The organism is Paenibacillus sp. WC2504, assembly GCF_052682475.1.
In genome coordinates this window covers 4747070-4764374 of record NZ_JBQZFH010000001.1, presented here as the reverse complement: position 1 = coordinate 4764374, position 17305 = coordinate 4747070, and the positions used below count along the sequence as shown (strand labels likewise).

Here is a 17305-nt window from a genome sequence, read left to right as displayed (position 1 = left end):
CATATGACAAAGATTCGTACTGCTGCCGTTATCGGCTCCGGTGTGATGGGCTCCGGCATAGCTGCCCATTTGGCAAATGCAGGTATTCCCGTCTTATTGCTTGATATGGTTCCGGCCCAATTGCTGCCGCAAGAAGAAGCCGCAGGATTAACGCTGGAACATCCGAAAGTACGGAACCGTCTTGCGGTTAACGCGCTGGATAAGCTCAAAAAGACGAACCCGGCACCCTTATACAGTGAGGCTTTCATCGAGCGACTGACACCAGGCAACCTGGAAGACGATTTGGCAAAACTCGGCCAGGTAGATTGGATCATTGAAGTCATCGTAGAAAATTTACCGGCGAAGCAGCAGTTATTAAGCCGAATTGAAAAGGTATGGAAGCCCGGGACGATAGTTTCGTCTAACACCTCCGGTATTTCTATTCATGCAATGACAGAGACCGTAGGCGATGAATTCAAAAAACATTTCTTAGGCACTCATTTCTTTAATCCCCCTCGCTATATGAAGCTGTTGGAAGTCATTCCCAGTCAACACACAGATCCGGCGATTGTTTCTTTCATGACTGAGTTTTGCGAGAAAAAATTAGGGAAGGGCGTCGTGCAAGCCAAGGATACGCCGAATTTTATTGCGAATCGGATTGGCACTTACGGACTTCTGGTTACCCTGCGCGAAATGCTCACCAACGGATATTCCGTTGAAGAAGTCGATGCCGTGACAGGTCCTGCGATGGGGCGGCCGAAAAGCGCGACATTCCGAACACTGGACTTGGTCGGTCTGGATACTTTTGTACATGTCGCAAATAACGTGTTCGGGCTTGTAGAAGATCCAAGTGAGAAGGCTGTTTTCGATACACCGGCTATTTTACAGACCATGGTGGAAAAGGGCTGGATCGGGGAAAAGACAGGTCAAGGCTTTTATAAAAAAGTGAAAAGTGAAGCTGGAAAAGAAATCCAATCATTAGATTTAAACAGTATGACGTATGCAGCAAGCCGGAAAATCAGTTCAGTCTCCCTTGAAGCTGCTAAGCAGGCCAAAGGTGCAGGCGGAAAGCTTAAGGCGCTGCTAGGCGGCAAAGATCGATATTCCGAGTTGGCGTGGAACATTTTGAAACCTGTGCTGTTATATTCTGCAGCAAAATTGGATGAAATTGCAGACTCTATCGTCGAGATCGATAATGCGCTCAAATGGGGATTTAATTGGGATTTGGGGCCTTTCGAAACATGGGATGCTATTGGACTTAAGCGTTCTGTGGAGCGTATGGAGGCGGAAGGCAGCGAGGTGCCTGATTGGGTAAAAGCGTGGATTGCTGCGGGCAACGACAGCTTCTACACAAGTAAAGAAGGGCAAAGCTTCTACTATTTAAAAAATGAGTACCAAGGCGTTGAGTCAAAGCCTGAGTTGATCTCTCTGGCAGCTTTAAAGCAGCAAAAGAAAGTCATTCGTTCGAATAGCGGCGCGAATTTGATTGATATTGGCGACGAAGTTGCCTGCCTGGAGTTTCAATCTCCAAACAATGCCATAGGCGGAGATATTCTCACCATGATTCAACAGAGTGTAGACGAAGTTCGCAGTAATTACCGTGGGCTTGTCGTCGCAAACGAGGGGAAAAACTTCTGTGTCGGCGCCAACTTAATGCTGCTGCTTATGGAGGCGCAAGACGGCGAATGGGATGAAGTGGACGGTATTATCCGTTTATTTCAAAACTCCATGATGAAGCTCAAAGGTTTGGATAAACCGGTAGTGGCAGCGCCTCACAAAATGACGCTCGGCGGCGGTGTTGAAGCTTGTATGCCGGCCGATCAAATCATTTACTCATCGGAGACGTATTATGGACTTGTTGAAGTTGGCGTGGGTTTAATTCCTGCCGGTGGCGGCTGTAAAGAACTGGCGTTAAGGGCGAGTTCGCTGGTGCGTGATCCTGAAGTAGATTTACAACCATGGATCAATGCAAGCTTCGAGACTGTGGCGATGGCCAAGGTTTCGACGAGTGGGCATGATACGAAACGGCTCGGGTATATGCGGCCTCAAGATACAGTTGTTATCAATCCGGATTATCGGATTTATGAGGCTAAACAAGCCGTTTTGCGTATGGATGCGGCAGGTTATACCCCACCCGTGCGAGAGAAGATTCGCGTTGTCGGCGAAAATGGCAAAGCAGTTATGCAAGTTGGCGCTTACTCCATGAAGCAAGGCGGCTATATCAGCGACCATGATGTACTTATCGCGAACAAGTTAGCGCATGTGCTTGCAGGTGGAAATGTACCGGCTGGCACGCTCGTCACCGAGCAATATTTGCTTGATCTGGAAAGAGAAGCTTTCCTCAGTCTGTGCGGGGAGTTGAAAACACAACAACGTATGCAATATATGCTTTCCAAGGGAAAACCGCTGCGTAATTAGTGGTGCAAGCGAACGGAGATATGAATGGAAATGTAAATAGGAACAAAAATTCGACCGGAAATTCATAAAGAGCATGCGTTACTACTCTAATTGAGGTGAGAAACGATGAAGGAAGCAGTCATTGTATCGATTACGCGCACCGCCGTCGGACGCGCAAAGAAAGGCAGCTTCGCTCAAACGCGAGCGGAGGATCTGGGCAAAGCCGTCTTGGAAGAGGTTGTGCGGAGGGCTCCTGGCCTCGATAAAGGCGATGTTGACGATATCATCATCGGTTGTGCGATGCCGGAGGGCGAGCAAGGGCTTAACTTCGCCCGCACGATGTCGCTTTATGCGGGCTTTCCGGTGACCGTGCCGGCGATCACGGTCAATCGCTTCTGCTCCTCCGGGCTGCAGGCCATCGCTTATGCGGCGGAGCGCATCATGCTGGGCCACGCGGAGGTGATCATCGCCGGAGGCGTAGAGAGCATGAGCCACGTCCCGATGACGGGCTTCAAGTTCTCGCCGCATCCGCATCTTGTTGAGACCATGCCTGAGGTGTTCATGGGCATGGGGCATACGGCCGAAGCTGTGGCGCAGCGCTTCGGCATCTCGCGCGAAGCGCAGGATGGCTTCGCGGCGCGGAGCCACCGTCTGGCGGCTGCGGCGATTGCAGCCGGCAAGTTCGTGGATGAGATCGTGCCGGTGGCTACGAGCGTGAAGGGCCTTGACGAAAGCGGCAAAGCGTTTGAGCGTTCGTTTGTTTTTGCCGCGGATGAGGGCGTTCGCCCCGATACATCCGTGGAAGTGCTTGCCAAGCTGAAGCCTGCGTTCAGCTTGAACGGCACGGTGACGGCGGGCAACGCGTCACAGACGTCGGACGGCGCAGCGGCGGCCGTGCTGATGAGCCGCGAGCGCGCGGAGGCGCTCGGGTTGAAGCCGCTGGCGACGTTCAAATCTTTTGCACTTTCCGGTGTGGAGCCGGAAATCATGGGGGTTGGCCCGGTGAAGGCGATTCCGAAGGCGCTGCAGATGGCGGGGATCACCCAAGATCAGGTGAATCTGTTTGAAATCAACGAAGCATTCGCTTCGCAATGCTTGCATATTATTCGGGAGCTCGGCTTGAACGAGGAGCTGGTGAATGTGAACGGCGGCGCAATTGCCCTCGGGCATCCGCTTGGATGTACCGGCGCGAAGCTGACGACCTCATTGATTCATGAGCTGCAGCGGCGTGGAGGCGGTTATGGCGTAGTTTCGATGTGTATCGGCGGTGGGATGGGAGCTGCTGGAGTATTCCAGGTTCACGCTTAACCCGTGTAATTAGCGGGAAAAGCTCCTGTTAATGATTCTATTTATTAACCCTTGTCCAATTCATTCTGAGGAGAGATGAACCATGTCAGATAAAGTTGTAGGCGGCAGTTTTGTCATTTCAGATCTCGATTTCCACAATATCGTGACGCCGGAGGATTTTACAGAGGAGCATCGCATGATCGCGGAGACGACGCGTGATTTTGTAGAGGGCGAAGTGCTGCCGAATGATGAGCATATCGAGAAACTCAATTACGATTTGACGGTTAAATTGATGAGAAGCGCAGGTGAGCTTGGCTTACTCGGGGCTGACGTGCCGGAGATTTATGGCGGTCTTGGACTGGATAAGGTTAGTTCCACGATTATTAGTGAAAATCTGGCACAAGCGTCTGCCTTTGCTTTATCGATTGGAGCGCATGTTGGAATCGGAACGCTTCCTATTGTATTTTTCGGAACTCCTGAGCAGAAGAAAAAATATTTGCCGGATCTCGCGACAGGCGCCAAGATTGCAGCTTACTGCTTAACAGAGCCAACGTCCGGCTCCGATGCATTAGGTGCAAGAACGACTGCACGCCTTTCTAGTGATGGAAAACATTACCTGTTAAATGGCTCCAAACTGTATATTACGAATGCGGGTTTTGCCGACATTTTCATCGTGTATGCCAAAATTAATGGAACGGATTTCACAGCGTTTATTGTGGAAAAGGGCGACCCGGGTTTTACGATGGGACCGGAAGAGAAAAAGATGGGGATCAAAGGCTCGTCGACCAGACCACTCTTTTTTGAAGATGTCAAAGTTCCGGTAGAGAATTTGCTTGGCGAAATTGGGAAGGGACATCTGATTGCTTTTAACATTTTGAACATCGGCCGTTACAAATTGGCTACAGGCTGTTTGGGCGCATCCAAGGAAACGATCGAATTGTCGGCCAAATATGCGAATACCCGCCAGCAGTTCAATACGCCGATAGCCAAATTCCCGTTGATCGGGAAGAAGCTGGCTGAAATGAATATTCAAACCTATATGCTGGAGAGCATGGTTTATAGAACGACAGGACTAATGGATCAAATTCTGAAAGACATTGACCATACAAGTCTCGATGCCGGCAAACACTCGGCGAAAGGTATCTCTGAATACGCGTTAGAGTGCTCGATTAATAAGGTGTTTGCATCGGAAGTCTTGGACTTTGTTGCCGATGAAGGCGTGCAAATTCATGGCGGATACGGCTACATTCAGGAGTATAAAGTTGAGCGTATTTATCGCGATTCACGGATTAATCGCATTTTCGAGGGGACGAATGAAATTAACCGTCTGCTCATACCGGGTACACTCGTGAAGAAGGCGATGAAAGGCGAGCTGCCTTTGATGCAAAAAGCGCAAGCACTGCAAGGAGAATTGCTGTCGATCGTCCCGGGCCAAACGTTCGAAGGCACACTGGCTGAAGAGGCGCATTTGATCTCAATGGCGAAGAAGATCTTCTTAATGGTTGGCGGACTTGCCGTTCAGAAGTATGGCATGGCCTTAGAGAAAAATCAGGAAGTCTTAAGCAACTTGGCTGATATCATGATTCAAATTTTTGCTGGAGAGAGCGGACTTCTTCGTACGCAAAAGCTGATTGCCAAAAGTGGTGAAGAGAAAGCGAAAAATGCGATTCAAGTGACAACTGTTTTTGTGCATGAAGCATTTGACAAAATTGAGGCATACGCGAAGGAAGCGCTCAGTACGATGGAAGAAGGAGATGTTCTTCGGACGCAATTATCGATTTTGAAAAAACTGTCAAGACGCAGTGCTGTCAATACGACCCAGCTGAAGCGCGACATCGCCGCACGTGTTATTCAGGGTGAGAAATTCATCGTCTAGTCATCCGTGGGAAGAACCTGAAGGGGATGGTTTGTATGAGTGAGGCAAAGCCTTGGCTGCGTCATTATCCAGAGGAAGTGGCGCCGACGTACGAGTACCCTAAGCATAACCTTGCACGTTTGTTGGTAGATTCAGCACATAAGTATCCCGATCGACCTGCCCTGCATTTTCTTGGTAAAACAATACGTTATCATGAGGTGCTTGATGCGTCTTATCGCTTTGCAAATGTTCTAAAGGAACTCGGCGTGTGCCAAGGAGATCGTGTATCGATCATGCTGCCCAATTGCCCGTCCGCCATTATTGCCTACTTCGGAACACTTATGATGGGCGGGATCGTCGTTATGACGAATCCGCTGTACATGGAGAGAGAGCTGGTTCACCAGCTCTCCGATTCCGGGGCGGAGGTCATTGTTACACTGGATTTATTATTTCATCGTGTGCAGAAGGCCAAAGCGCAGACGTTGATTCGACATGTCATTGTGACATCGATAAAGGATTACCTGCCTTTTCCGAAAAATGTCTTATATCCGATTAAAATGAAAAAAGAAGGCGCAAAGCTGGATGTTGCTTATGGTGAAGGCGTTTACGCTTTCAAGAAATTGCTGCGTGCCGCTTCAGCGCGACCGATTTGCGTGGAGGCGGATGCGGATACGGATATTGCCTTGCTTCAATACACAGGAGGAACCACTGGGATTTCGAAGGGTGTCATGCTGACTCACACGAATTTGATCGCCAACACGTATCAGACGACAAAATGGTGCTATAAAATTCAAGTGGGCGGGGAGAGGTTCCTGGGAGCGATTCCCTGTTTCCATGTGTTTGGTTTAACGGTTTTGCTGAATCAATCCATGCTGCAGGCAGGCATGCTGATTCTAATCCCCAAATTTGATATCGACCTCATCTTAGAAACGATCAATAAGATGAAACCCACGATTTTTCCTGGCGCGCCTACTATGTACATTGCAATTATTAATCATAAACGGGTCAAAGAGGTCGATATTTCGTCCATTAATGTATGTGTAAGCGGTTCGGCTCCACTTCCTTTAGAAGTTCAGGAGCGTTTTGAGGCTTTGACTGGAGGTAAGCTCATTGAAGGTTATGGGTTAACGGAAACCTCCCCGGTTACGCATGCCAATCCCATTTGGGGTTATCGCAAAATCGGTTCGATTGGTGTACCTTTACCCGACACGGCGGCGAAAGTTGTTGATGTGAATACCGGTGAAGAATTGCCGATTGGTGAAATCGGTGAATTGCTGATCAAAGGCCCGCAGGTGATGAAAGGTTATTGGCAGCGAGAGCTTGAAACAGCGATGACTATTCGCGATGGATGGCTTTACACAGGAGATATGGGACGCATGGATGAGGATGGCTTTTTCTCCATTGTGGACCGTAAAAAGGATCTCATTATTGCCGGAGGTTTCAATATTTATCCCCGTGAAATTGAGGAAGTGCTCTTTGAGCATCCGGCTATTTTGGAGGCGACGATTGTTGGAGTGCCGGATGAATACAGGGGGGAAACGGTGAAAGCTTTTGTTGTGTTGAAACCCGGTATGACGTTGACGGAGAAAGAGCTTGAACTGTGGTGCCGTGAGCGCTTAGCGGCTTTTAAAGTTCCACGGAAAGTGGAATTCCGGGATTCTTTGCCAAAGACGATGATTGGAAAAGTATTGCGAAGGCAATTACTAGAAGAAGAGAAAAAGGGGTAGCCCTTTACAAGGAAAGTGGAGGGGAATCCTATGGATAACACTCACGAGCGAGTGAATAGACGACTGCAGCAGCTGGCCGCAGCGGCGGAACCTACGTTTTGGGGGTTTCTTGGTTGTGAATTTGTTGATCTGAAAGATGGCATCATTACGATTGCTTTGGAGGCAAAACCTCATCATTTGAATCCAATTGGCATCATCCATGGCGGTGTTTTGTCCTCTTTGCTGGATAATGCGATGGGGATTGTCGTTATGACGGCAAGGCCGGAGGATAAGGTTGTTACCACAAATTTGAACGTTCATTTTGTCGCTCCGCTGTATGAGGGGCGGTTGATTGTAACGGCTGAGCTTGTTCATCAATCCCGCAAAATGATTACAACACAAGGGCGAGTGATGGATCGCGATGGAAATTTAGGGACCATGGGCACGGGGACGTTTCGTGTGATTTAGTGGTTAAAGGTATTAGGAACGAGGGGCATGTGCAAGCATGTCTCTCGTTTTTTGTGCGTATATGTTACATTAAATAACATCGTTGTGCGATATAGACATAAATTGTTCAAAAAAATTTAACCAATGTCATATAATCTAACACAAATCCATTGACTGTTTGGTCATGTCATCCTATAATCTGTAAAAAGGCATAAGGGGGGAAGCACGATGCATCTTACCATTCGTGAAGCATTATCCATTTATCCATTAACGGAAGCGAAGCTTGTAGCTGGCAAGCAAGGGGAATCCCGCATCGTTAAATCTGTCAATGTTATGGACGCGCCAGATATTGCGGATTGGACGAAATCCGGCGAGATGCTCTTCACCACCGCTTTCGCCATGAAAGATAGTCCGCAGGAGACCGTTAATCTACTTCGTAAATTAAATGATCGCGGCGCTGCCGGGCTAGGGATCAAGCTTGGTCGTTTTTGGACGGAGCTGCCGCAGGTTGTTGTCGAGGAAGCGGACCGGTTGCATTTTCCGATTATTGAGATGCCCTTTCAGTTTACTTTTTCAGATCAAATGAATGCATTGTTCAATGCGGAATACCGCCGCAACACGAAACTGCTGCAATCCGTGCTGGAGAAACAGACGAGGTTGATGCAGTTCGGTTTGAAACAGGACAATATGGCGTCAATGTTCCAATTACTCAGTAATATTCTTGGATACCCCATGGCTGTCGTTGGGGCCAGAGGGCAAATTTTATATAATACTAGCGCGTGGAAGCAAGATCAATTAGCTCAGAACTGGCCTAAACGTAAGTGCGGTTGGGTATACTCGAACAAAGACCGCGCGTACCGGGTAGGGCTCTACCATCAGGATGATGAGCTCTTGGGACATTTGCTGATCATGCCGGATGCCGTGCTTCTTGCCAACGTCGAGGAAGGTTTATTCCAGCAGGCGGCGGACATATTAACTTTTCATATGAACTATACGTTTCGGTCACATGTGGAGGCATCAGCAGAGCGTGATTTGCAAAACTCGCTGTATCGCTATTTGGAGAAAGGGACGTCGCTTGAAGAGTTCCTGGAGCAGGCAGAGGGTCGAGGGTTAACACTCTTCACGGGTGCTTACCAATGTGTGATTAGCAAAAGCAAGCCGGAAGGGCAAGTAGACGAACAACGTCAAGGGAGAATGAAGCGGCTGAAAGAGTACATGGAGCTGCATCCCAAATCGAATCTCTTGCGCGCAAATCATTTTATACTCAAAGATCTCATGTTTTCCATTTATTCCTCGACTCAAGCGGAGGGCTTTCCTGAAGATGAGTTGGCACAACTTCTGATCAAATATGCAGGCGATTCAGGCTGCCGAGAGGAAGCCGGCGAGATGGTGTTCTATACAAGTGCCATGAAAAGCAAGCCGACTGCATTGAGAGAAGCTTACATGGAATGTATGGAGACACAACGAATGGCCAATAAGCTCGAGTTGTCGGATCGCGTGGTTCACTACGAAACGATAGAGTTCGCTCATCTGTTCCAACATGTATCGGTCAATATGATGGAAGACTACTGTGCCAAAGTATTGCGTCCGCTCTTGGAGAAGGATGCCGAATATTCGCAAGAAATGATCCGAACTTTGGAGGTTTTCATTCGTAATGACGGTCAAGTTAGCGAAGCGGCTAAGCAATTATTCATTCATAGAAATACTGTTACCTACCGTTTAGAAAAGATCAGTGATCTTTTGCAGGTGGATTTCAAGAAAGTTAATGATCTGTTGAAGCTGAAAGCTGTCTTCTTATTCCGTCAATTTTTGCATGTCAGACAATAAATCCTGAACCCTGAGACGCTGTGTACGCGCTCAGGGTTTTCGTTTTTCTAACGTGATCACGGTAATTTCAGGTCTGCAAAGAAAACGGAAGGGGAGAAACGTTGTGCCGATCCCCCGATTCGTATAGACAAGCAGCTTGGAATCAGGTATTTCGTAAAGCCCCATTACGTACTGTTTACCTTGAAGCGGTGTAAAGAGCGCACCTACGATAGGCAAACGAACTTGTCCTCCATGAGAATGGCCGGATAGCTGCAAATCGACGGGTTGTCCGATGACTTGATTAGCGAAATCGGGACAATGCGAGAGCAGGAGCGTGAACATTTGAGCATTGGTGCCTTGGAGGGTTTTGACGATATCGGGAGAACCGGTAAGTCGATCTTCAACACCTGCGATCTGAATGGATTGTCCTTTGTAGGTAATCTTCTTACAGGCATTGAGTAGCGTTTGAAAGCCGCCGTTTTCGAGGATTGGCAGGGTATAGTTTTTATCGATCCATTTATCATGGTTCCCTAGTACGGCCCATTTACCCAATGGTGCTTCTAGGCTGGCGAGCAGTTTACTCGTTAACGTTTCGTCTTCTGTAATTCGGGCATCGAATAAATCACCTGTAAAAGTTAGAAGATCTGCTTTTTCTTTATTAATAACGGTAACGACACGTTCTAAATCAATTAGATTAAAATGATGACCTATATGTAAATCGCTGAACTGTAAAAGCTTAAGCCCATGAAAGGCATTGGGGAGCCGTTCCAATGATAAGGTGATTCTCGTAATATCGTACCATTTGGTTTCGATAAAGCTGGAATAACTGCCAACAAGACCTCCGGAAGCCAGTAAAGAACCTGCAAGCAGAACGCCTTTTTTTAGAAATGTTCGTCTTGTCAATGGGGGTGTAGGTTCCATCGTGTTCCTCCTAGTTCCAAAGTTGATTTTATATCTTGATTATAGCAATAAGCGTGCTGTGTTTGCGAATCTTGCGGGGTTGGCGAGCCTGGCGAGTTGCATAAGCAGCTTGCTTAATTTATAATAATTTCAATGTAATACGAAGGGAGAGATTGAAATGTCAGCATGGAAAGAGCTCACAACGGTTGATCAGTGGCAGGAAGTATGGGACCGTTCCTCCGATAAACCGGCGGTCGTTCTGAAACACAGCACAACTTGTCCGGTAAGCGCAAGCGCGCTTGATGAATACGAACAATATTTGTCAGGGAAGCCGAATGAAGGTGTAGATTATTACTTGGTTAAGGTCATTGAATCTCGCCCGGTTTCTAACCAAATTGCGGAGGATCTAGGCATCAAACATGCATCACCGCAAATTCTTTATTTTAAAAATAAAGAATCCATCTGGAATACATCGCACTGGTCTGTTACAACCAAGCATATTACGGCTGTTTTAGACTAAGTCGTGCGCAGGATTTAATTACAAAGCCCGTGGAGGCTGCCTATTCGTATTTAGGTGGATCGCCACAGGGCTTTTTCTTATGGAACAATAATTGAACAATGTCTAAAAAAGATTGGCAATAGAGGCAACCTCCTATATAATGATTTGGTATTTGGCTACATCAGGGTAACTACGCAGCAAGGAGTTTTGCAAGATGAATGCAATGAATAAAACGAAAGTTCCAATTCCTGTTTTTTTGTTAATCGGTATTATCGCAATCTCATTTTCGGCTATTTTTGTTAGATGGTCCGATGCACCCGCCGCAGTCACGGCTATGTATCGTTTGTTGATGACGAATGTACTTATGCTGCCTTTTCTATGGAGTTATCGGTCAGAGATTACTAGAATTCGTTTGAGAGATTGGCTCCGAACGGCAGCCTCCGGTATCGCGCTTGGGTTACACTTTCTGTTTTGGATGGATTCCCTTCGATTTACGACGGTTGCCAGCTCGACAGCGATTCTCACGTTAGAGCCGATCTTTGTTCTCGTCGGTGCGTTTTTGCTTTATAGGCAAAGAACCAATCGCGCAGCCGTATTGGCGATGTGTGTGGCGATCGTAGGCGCCATTTTTATTGGTTGGGGAGATTTCCAATTTTCAGGTGCAGCATTGAAAGGCGATTTTTTATCCCTCATCGGCACCGTCGCGGTTGCATTGCACATGCTTTGGGGCAAAGGCTTGAGGGAGCGGATTTCCGCTTTCGTATATAGTTTCTTTGTTTTCCTGTTCGCAGGACTCGTTCTTGCCGTTACGAATGTGATGACAGGAACTTCTTTCACAGCTTATCCAGCGAAAGAGTGGGGCGTTTTCTTGCTGCTTGCCATCATTCCAACGGTCTTCGGTCACTATGTATTCAACTGGCTGCTCAAGTATATGAAGGCATCATCCGTATCGATGACCGTTCTGGGCGAACCGCTTGGCGCGACGATATTGGCTTATTTTTTGCTCGGGGAAAAGATCACTGCCATCCAGCTTTTGGCGGGTTGCCTATTGTTAGTTGGCGTAGGCTTGTTTTTGCGCAGTAACGAGAAAAAGTAGTTTTTCAACGTATTAATTGAACGAAGGTGAAATACGAGGCTTGGCAGATTTGTTTTTCTACTTGGAGGGATACCGTGAGATTTCGCGATTTTCATCGTAATGTTAAATTAAGAATCGGCCTTTCTTTCATTTCCGGTACCGCGAACAATATGGTGCTTCCCTTCATGTCCATTTATTTTTCTGGAAAATTAGGTGATACGAGCGCTGGACTTGTTGTCATCCTCGGTATTCTGGCGGGTGTCATTGCAGGAATTGTAGGCGGCTATTACGCAGATCGCATAGGTCGCAAAAAGCTGATGCTTACCGCAGAAATCGGTTGGATGATCTGCTTTATGGGGATGGCTTTGTCTAATTCGCCGTGGTTGTCGTCTCCGTGGATGACGTTTGTACTGATGATTTTCGTGAGCATGTTCTGGGGGGTTCATGGACCCGCCAACGATGCGATGCTGCTCGATGTTACAGCTCCTGATATTCGGAAATATATGTATGCCATCATGTACTGGATGAACAATTTATCTTTTGCAATTGCTGGTATCGCAGGCGCGTTTTTATTCAAATCCTACCTGTTTGAGTTGTTCATTGGCTTATCGGTTATCGGTTTGATATCGTTAATTATCACTTATTTCTTTATTCATGATGCCTACCAGCCGAAGCCCTTATCCGATCGTGGAGGAGTGGGGAGCAGCTTTCAAGGGAAGACGTCCATGTGGTCCAATTACAAGCTGGTGCTGTACGATAAAACATTCATGATCTTCACAGTGGCTTCTTTATTATTGGTATCTGTTGAGTTTCATCTAGGAAATTATGTCGGTGTGCGATTGGAAAAAGAGATGGTATCCGCTCCGTTTATCCCTTGGATGGGGTCATCCTGGACCGTTGACGGTCTCAAAATGTTAGGATTTATCCGGACAGAAAATACCGTGCTTGTCGTTGTGCTTTCCGTTCTTATGGGAGTTTTGATGCGGCGGTTCTCAGATAGCAAAGTGTTGTTTGTCGGCTACGCCTGCTATATTTTGGGCTATAGTTATTTAGCTTATAGCAATCAGCCTTGGCTGCTGCTGCTCTCAATGTTCATTGCAACGCTTGGCGAATTGATGTATGTGCCGATTAAGCAAGCGTATTTGGGTAATATTGCGCCTGACGATGCAAGAAGCTCGTATATGGCTCTTTATGGGATGGTATACAAAGGAGCAACCCTGCTTGGCGGCTTTGGCGTGATCCTTGGAGGCTGGATGCCGTCTTGGATGTTGGCAACGCTCATTGGGATTAGCGGAGTCATTGGCATGGGAATGTTTTACGCGATCTTGGCTCAGCTTGAAGAGCGAAGAGATAAGGCGGAAAAAGGTCACAGGGAGGCCATGGCAACTGCTGCAGCTTCGGCTTCTGGCGTCACGGCTTGAGCCATCTTTTTCAGTTGAGTCGGGCTAAGCTGATCGCTCAGAAAAAAGGGGCTGTCCCTCAGGACTTTCATGTCCTGTAGTGACAACCCCATTTTTATCTTATTTCGTTGCTGCCACAAACTCATCTTTGATTCTTTGCAGCAGGTTCGGGCTGCTGAGAACTTCGTAAGCGGTGTTAGCAAGCGCTTTGGCTGTGAAAATCATAGCGTCAAGGGCAGGCTCTTGCAGCGCAAGATCGCGGAACTCCTTGGTATGCAGCATGTGCTTCTCGCCAACGACCTTGACGAAAGGATGAATCGTTGGACATTGGATCGATACATTGCCCAGATCAAGCGAGCCGTGGTCTTTGCCGATTTCAACGTCCTTCGGATCGATTCCCATCTCACTTAGTTGATCTGAGAAAACTTGGGACAACGTTTCGTTTGTACGCAGCTCGTCATACGAATATTCGTAGAAGGACGTTTTGAGTGTACATCCGGTTTGCAATGCAGCACCCTCTGCGCAGCGGAGCACTTTCTGTACGAGTTCATCGGTATAGGTGCGAGTCGCTGATCGAACATAGAACTGAGCGACGGCATAGTCCGGGATAATGTTAGGGGCTTTACCGCCTTCACTAATAATGCCGTGAATCCGCGCGTCGGATTTCATCTGTTGGCGCAGCGCGTTGATGGAATTGAAAAGCTGGAGTACGGCGTCCAGCGCGTTAACACCTTCATAAGGCTGCGCAGCGGCATGCGCGGGACGGCCGAAAAATTCATACTGAATCGCATCCATGGCCAGGGATTCACCCGATTTCTCATAGGTGTAATAAGGATGCGCCATCAAGGCGATATCCACGTCCCGGAAAAGTCCTGCTTCGGCCATAGGCACTTTGGCTCCTTTGGTTTCTTCCGCGGGAGTCCCGTACACACGAATACTGCCGCCAGTTTCGGCAAGTACAGACTTAAGGCCGATTGCTGCGCCTAAGCTCATCATACAGATCAAGTGATGGCCGCAGGCATGACCCAGATCAGGCAAGGCATCATACTCCGCTAAGAAGCCGACGACAGGTCCTGCTTTCCCGGAGTCATAGGTGGCTATAAAAGCAGTTGGAATATCCAGTATACCGCGTTCAACTTGGAAACCATGATATTCCAGCTCTTCCGTCAGGCGAGCGGCAGCCTGAAACTCTTCATGTCCGAGCTCCGGATTCGCACCGATAAAGCTGGAAATCGCTTTGAATCTATTTGCGTTGTTGTCAATGGTTTGCGTAATGGTGGATTTCGATTTCATATGTGAGAAGGCTCCTTTATCTAATTACTTGCTTTTATTGTAGTATAAAGGAGCGCAAACTACCACTTTCAGGAGCTCTGAGTTACAATAAATGAACGAGGTTCAAATAGAAAAATATCAGCTTTTGAGAAAATAATGTTGCGGGGGAACTGTCAGATGATGAAATATGGCGCAGAGCACGTTGAACACAAATTTACATTATCTTTTGTTGAATCTGAGGTGCGCGGACAATGGCACGATATTTATTTAAGCATGCGTCTAGAAGCTGGCGAGACATTTCCGGAAGATCTCATCGATCCATCGATTCTTGTGATTTGCAATTTGGATGGGGATATTGTGCAAATTGTGCTTCATGACGAGGGTTGCGACTGCGAGTTTCAATTTACCTACGCGGAAAAAGCGCAAATCGAAAATTTTGTTCAGGAGCATGTAAACGTATAAAAAATCTTGCCGCACAACTGGTGAGAGTGTCCCTTCCCAAACTGGGCGCTGACGCATATACTATCCTACGTCAGGCTTTAGGGAGAGGATAGCATGGATAAGACGATTAACTATTTGGCATTTGGTGATTCACTAACCGTTGGTTTTGGTGCACCGGATGGTCGTGGATTCGTGTACAGCTTTAAGCAGAAAGTAGAGCAGTGGCTTAACGTTCCGGTTCAATTGATCCAAGCGGGCACGAACGGTGCTACGACTAGCGAATTGCTCCAAACGCTGCAGTCCGATCCACAAATTCAGAAGGATATCCAAACGGCGGATATCATCACGATTACAGCTGGCGGCAATGATTTAATCCAAGGTGCAATTCCTTTCTTTTATCAAAATGACCCCGCTTTTTTAAAGACAGCTCTTCAAACCTACGAATCGAATTACAAAGAAATCATGGTGCAAATAGAGACGCTGCGGCAAGGTATCGACACCCCATATTTAATTGCCTTGATTGGATTGTATAATCCTTTACCGCAGGTGCCTGAATCAGCATATTGGGTGCAGCGTTTTAACATATTTTTGCGTAAATTAGAGCAGCCGCATATTCACATCGTTCAGGTGTATGATGCTTTTGTGGGGCAGGACACTCACTACCTTTCTGAGGATGCCATTCATCCCAATGAGGAAGGTTATGATGAACTGGCGCGCCAAGTTGAGAGCGTCGTCTCCCTTCAGCAGCTGCAGCGGCTGATTCCTTAACTAGGACATGATGACATATCCGAAAATGGAAACGAAATGACAGGCGCTACCGGCGAGCACGAAAATATGCCAAATGGCATGGTGATAAGGGATGCGCCTCCATACATAAAAGATGGAACCGAATGTGTACAGCAGTCCTCCAACGACAAGCCACACGATGCCTCCAAAGGGAAGGTTCATGTAAAGCGGCTTAAAAGCAATAACGATAAGCCAGCCCATGAGGATGTAACAGAGCGTGGAGATAAGGATAAATCGCTTCACATAAAATATTTTGAGCACGATACCTGCTAAGGCAAGCCCCCATATCACGCCAAAGAAAGTCCACCCCAAAGGCCCGCGCAGGGTCACAAGCAGATAGGGGGTATAGGTGCCTGCAATTAAAACGTAAATAGCGGAATGATCGAGCACCTCAAAAATGTCTTTCAGCCGGGGATGTTTGACGCTATGCAGCAGGGTGGAGCAGGTGTACAACGTAATGAGCGCCACACCGAACACGCTAAAACTCACAATATGCCACGCATCGCCATGCAGACAAGCCTGAACTACGAGCAGGATAAGTGCTGCGCAGCTTAATAGGATCCCAATCCCATGGCTGATGGCATTTGCTTTCTCTTCTTGAACGGAATATTCCATGTGAGCAACCTACTTTCTTTTTTTAGCTACAAAAAAACTACCTAATAGATTGGACGATGAGAATATGTTATTACCTTCATTTCGATTAGAAAATAAAATTGCCTTGGTTACAGGCGCGGGAAGAGGGATCGGTAGAGCACTGGCGATCGGACTTGCGGAGGCTGGCGCTGATGTCGCTCTTTTTGCACGTACGTCAAGTGATATTGAAGAAGTAGCTGCCGAAATTCGTGCTTTAGGTAGACAAGCTTATCCGTTCCAAGTGGATGTCACGAATCGAGAACAAATTGAAGCGGCTGTCGAACAAATTATCGAGAAGGCAGGTAAATTAGATATTCTGATCAACAATGCCGGGATGAACATACGCAGTCAAGCACTGGCTGTAACCGATGAAGAGTGGGATACCATCATGCAGACGAATCTCAAATCCGCCTTTCTGTGCGCCCAAATTGTTGGCCATCATATGAAAGAGCAAAAGTATGGTCGGATCATCAATATCGCCTCTGTTGCCGGACATATTGCCCTACGGACCGGAGTTGTATACGCGGCTACAAAAGCAGCCATGATTCAAATGACAAAGGTGCTAGCGTTGGAGTGGGGAAAATTCGGAATTAACGTGAACAGCATTGGGCCTTGGTACTTTAAAACATCGCTTACGGAGAAAATATTGGCTAATCCTGAATTTCTGGCTGATGTTATTGCGCGTACACCCCTGCAGCGTGTTGGGGAACTCGAAGAGCTGGTAGGACCTGCTGTTTTCTTTGCTTCGGATGCTGCGAACTATGTGACGGGTCAGACGTTGTTCGTTGACGGTGGTATGACGATCTATGGTTTCTAATTTAT

The 17305-nt window shown here is 47.4% G+C and carries 15 protein-coding genes; 12 read left to right on the top strand and 3 right to left on the bottom strand.

The annotated features are described in order from the left end of the window. Positions 1-3 precede the first annotated feature (3 nt). The 6 genes from ACUN27_RS21525 to ACUN27_RS21500 all read left to right on the top strand — a co-directional run bounded on the left by ACUN27_RS21525 (position 4) and on the right by ACUN27_RS21500 (position 9498). A complete protein-coding gene (locus ACUN27_RS21525; protein WP_315949648.1) occupies positions 4-2397 on the top strand; it encodes a 3-hydroxyacyl-CoA dehydrogenase/enoyl-CoA hydratase family protein in 2394 nt (797 codons plus the stop codon). 105 nt (positions 2398-2502) lie between these two features. Next, positions 2503-3684, top strand: a complete 1182-nt coding sequence (locus ACUN27_RS21520; RefSeq protein ID WP_445559578.1) for an acetyl-CoA C-acyltransferase — start codon at positions 2503-2505, stop codon at positions 3682-3684. A gap of 82 nt (positions 3685-3766) precedes the next feature. Further along, entirely contained in the window at positions 3767-5539 is a 1773-nt protein-coding gene (locus ACUN27_RS21515; protein WP_445559577.1) for an acyl-CoA dehydrogenase family protein, read from the top strand. A gap of 35 nt (positions 5540-5574) precedes the next feature. Then, positions 5575-7245, top strand: coding sequence for a long-chain-fatty-acid--CoA ligase (locus ACUN27_RS21510; RefSeq protein ID WP_315949652.1), 1671 nt, complete (start codon positions 5575-5577; stop codon positions 7243-7245). Positions 7246-7275: 30 nt separating this feature from the next. Beyond that, positions 7276-7692: a PaaI family thioesterase gene (locus ACUN27_RS21505; protein ID WP_326060709.1), complete on the top strand. Its 417-nt coding sequence runs from the start codon at positions 7276-7278 to the stop codon at positions 7690-7692. A gap of 207 nt (positions 7693-7899) precedes the next feature. Then, the gene (locus ACUN27_RS21500) at positions 7900-9498 is read left to right on the top strand and encodes a PucR family transcriptional regulator (RefSeq protein ID WP_315949655.1); all 1599 of its coding nucleotides are present in this window, start codon (positions 7900-7902) and stop codon (positions 9496-9498) included. 30 nt (positions 9499-9528) lie between these two features. Here the strand turns inward: ACUN27_RS21500 and ACUN27_RS21495 are convergent, their stop codons facing one another. Then, positions 9529-10398, bottom strand: a complete 870-nt coding sequence (locus tag ACUN27_RS21495; RefSeq protein WP_315949657.1) for a metallophosphoesterase — start codon at positions 10396-10398, stop codon at positions 9529-9531. 157 nt (positions 10399-10555) lie between these two features. Between ACUN27_RS21495 and ytxJ the strand changes: the two genes are divergently transcribed. From ytxJ to ACUN27_RS21480, 3 genes are all read left to right on the top strand, one after another. Then, positions 10556-10897 (top strand): bacillithiol system redox-active protein YtxJ, encoded by a 342-nt coding sequence (ytxJ, locus tag ACUN27_RS21490; protein WP_127456505.1) that lies wholly within the window; start codon positions 10556-10558, stop codon positions 10895-10897. Positions 10898-11090: 193 nt separating this feature from the next. Beyond that, on the top strand, positions 11091-11972 hold the full coding sequence (locus ACUN27_RS21485) for a DMT family transporter (RefSeq protein WP_445559576.1): 882 nt from the start codon (positions 11091-11093) through the stop codon (positions 11970-11972). A gap of 74 nt (positions 11973-12046) precedes the next feature. Next, entirely contained in the window at positions 12047-13372 is a 1326-nt protein-coding gene (locus ACUN27_RS21480; protein WP_315949663.1) for an MFS transporter, read from the top strand. Positions 13373-13471: 99 nt separating this feature from the next. On the opposite strand, the gene ACUN27_RS21475 is transcribed toward ACUN27_RS21480, so the two are convergent. Further along, positions 13472-14644: a M20 family metallopeptidase gene (locus tag ACUN27_RS21475; RefSeq protein WP_326060705.1), complete on the bottom strand. Its 1173-nt coding sequence runs from the start codon at positions 14642-14644 to the stop codon at positions 13472-13474. Between the two features lie 156 nt (positions 14645-14800). Here ACUN27_RS21475 and ACUN27_RS21470 point away from each other — a divergent pair, with 156 nt between their 5' ends. Both ACUN27_RS21470 and ACUN27_RS21465 read left to right on the top strand, forming a co-directional pair. Continuing rightward, complete coding sequence (locus ACUN27_RS21470; RefSeq protein ID WP_315949665.1) at positions 14801-15085, top strand: hypothetical protein; 285 nt, start codon at positions 14801-14803, stop codon at positions 15083-15085. A gap of 93 nt (positions 15086-15178) precedes the next feature. After that, on the top strand, positions 15179-15832 hold the full coding sequence (locus tag ACUN27_RS21465; RefSeq protein WP_315949666.1) for a GDSL-type esterase/lipase family protein: 654 nt from the start codon (positions 15179-15181) through the stop codon (positions 15830-15832). Here the strand turns inward: ACUN27_RS21465 and trhA are convergent, their stop codons facing one another. Beyond that, a complete protein-coding gene (gene trhA, locus ACUN27_RS21460; RefSeq protein ID WP_315949667.1) occupies positions 15833-16465 on the bottom strand; it encodes a PAQR family membrane homeostasis protein TrhA in 633 nt (210 codons plus the stop codon). It lies immediately after the preceding gene. Positions 16466-16529: 64 nt separating this feature from the next. On the opposite strand from trhA, the gene ACUN27_RS21455 reads away from it, so the two are divergent. Next, positions 16530-17300: an SDR family NAD(P)-dependent oxidoreductase gene (locus ACUN27_RS21455; protein ID WP_445559575.1), complete on the top strand. Its 771-nt coding sequence runs from the start codon at positions 16530-16532 to the stop codon at positions 17298-17300. The last annotated feature ends 5 nt before the right edge of the window (positions 17301-17305 follow it).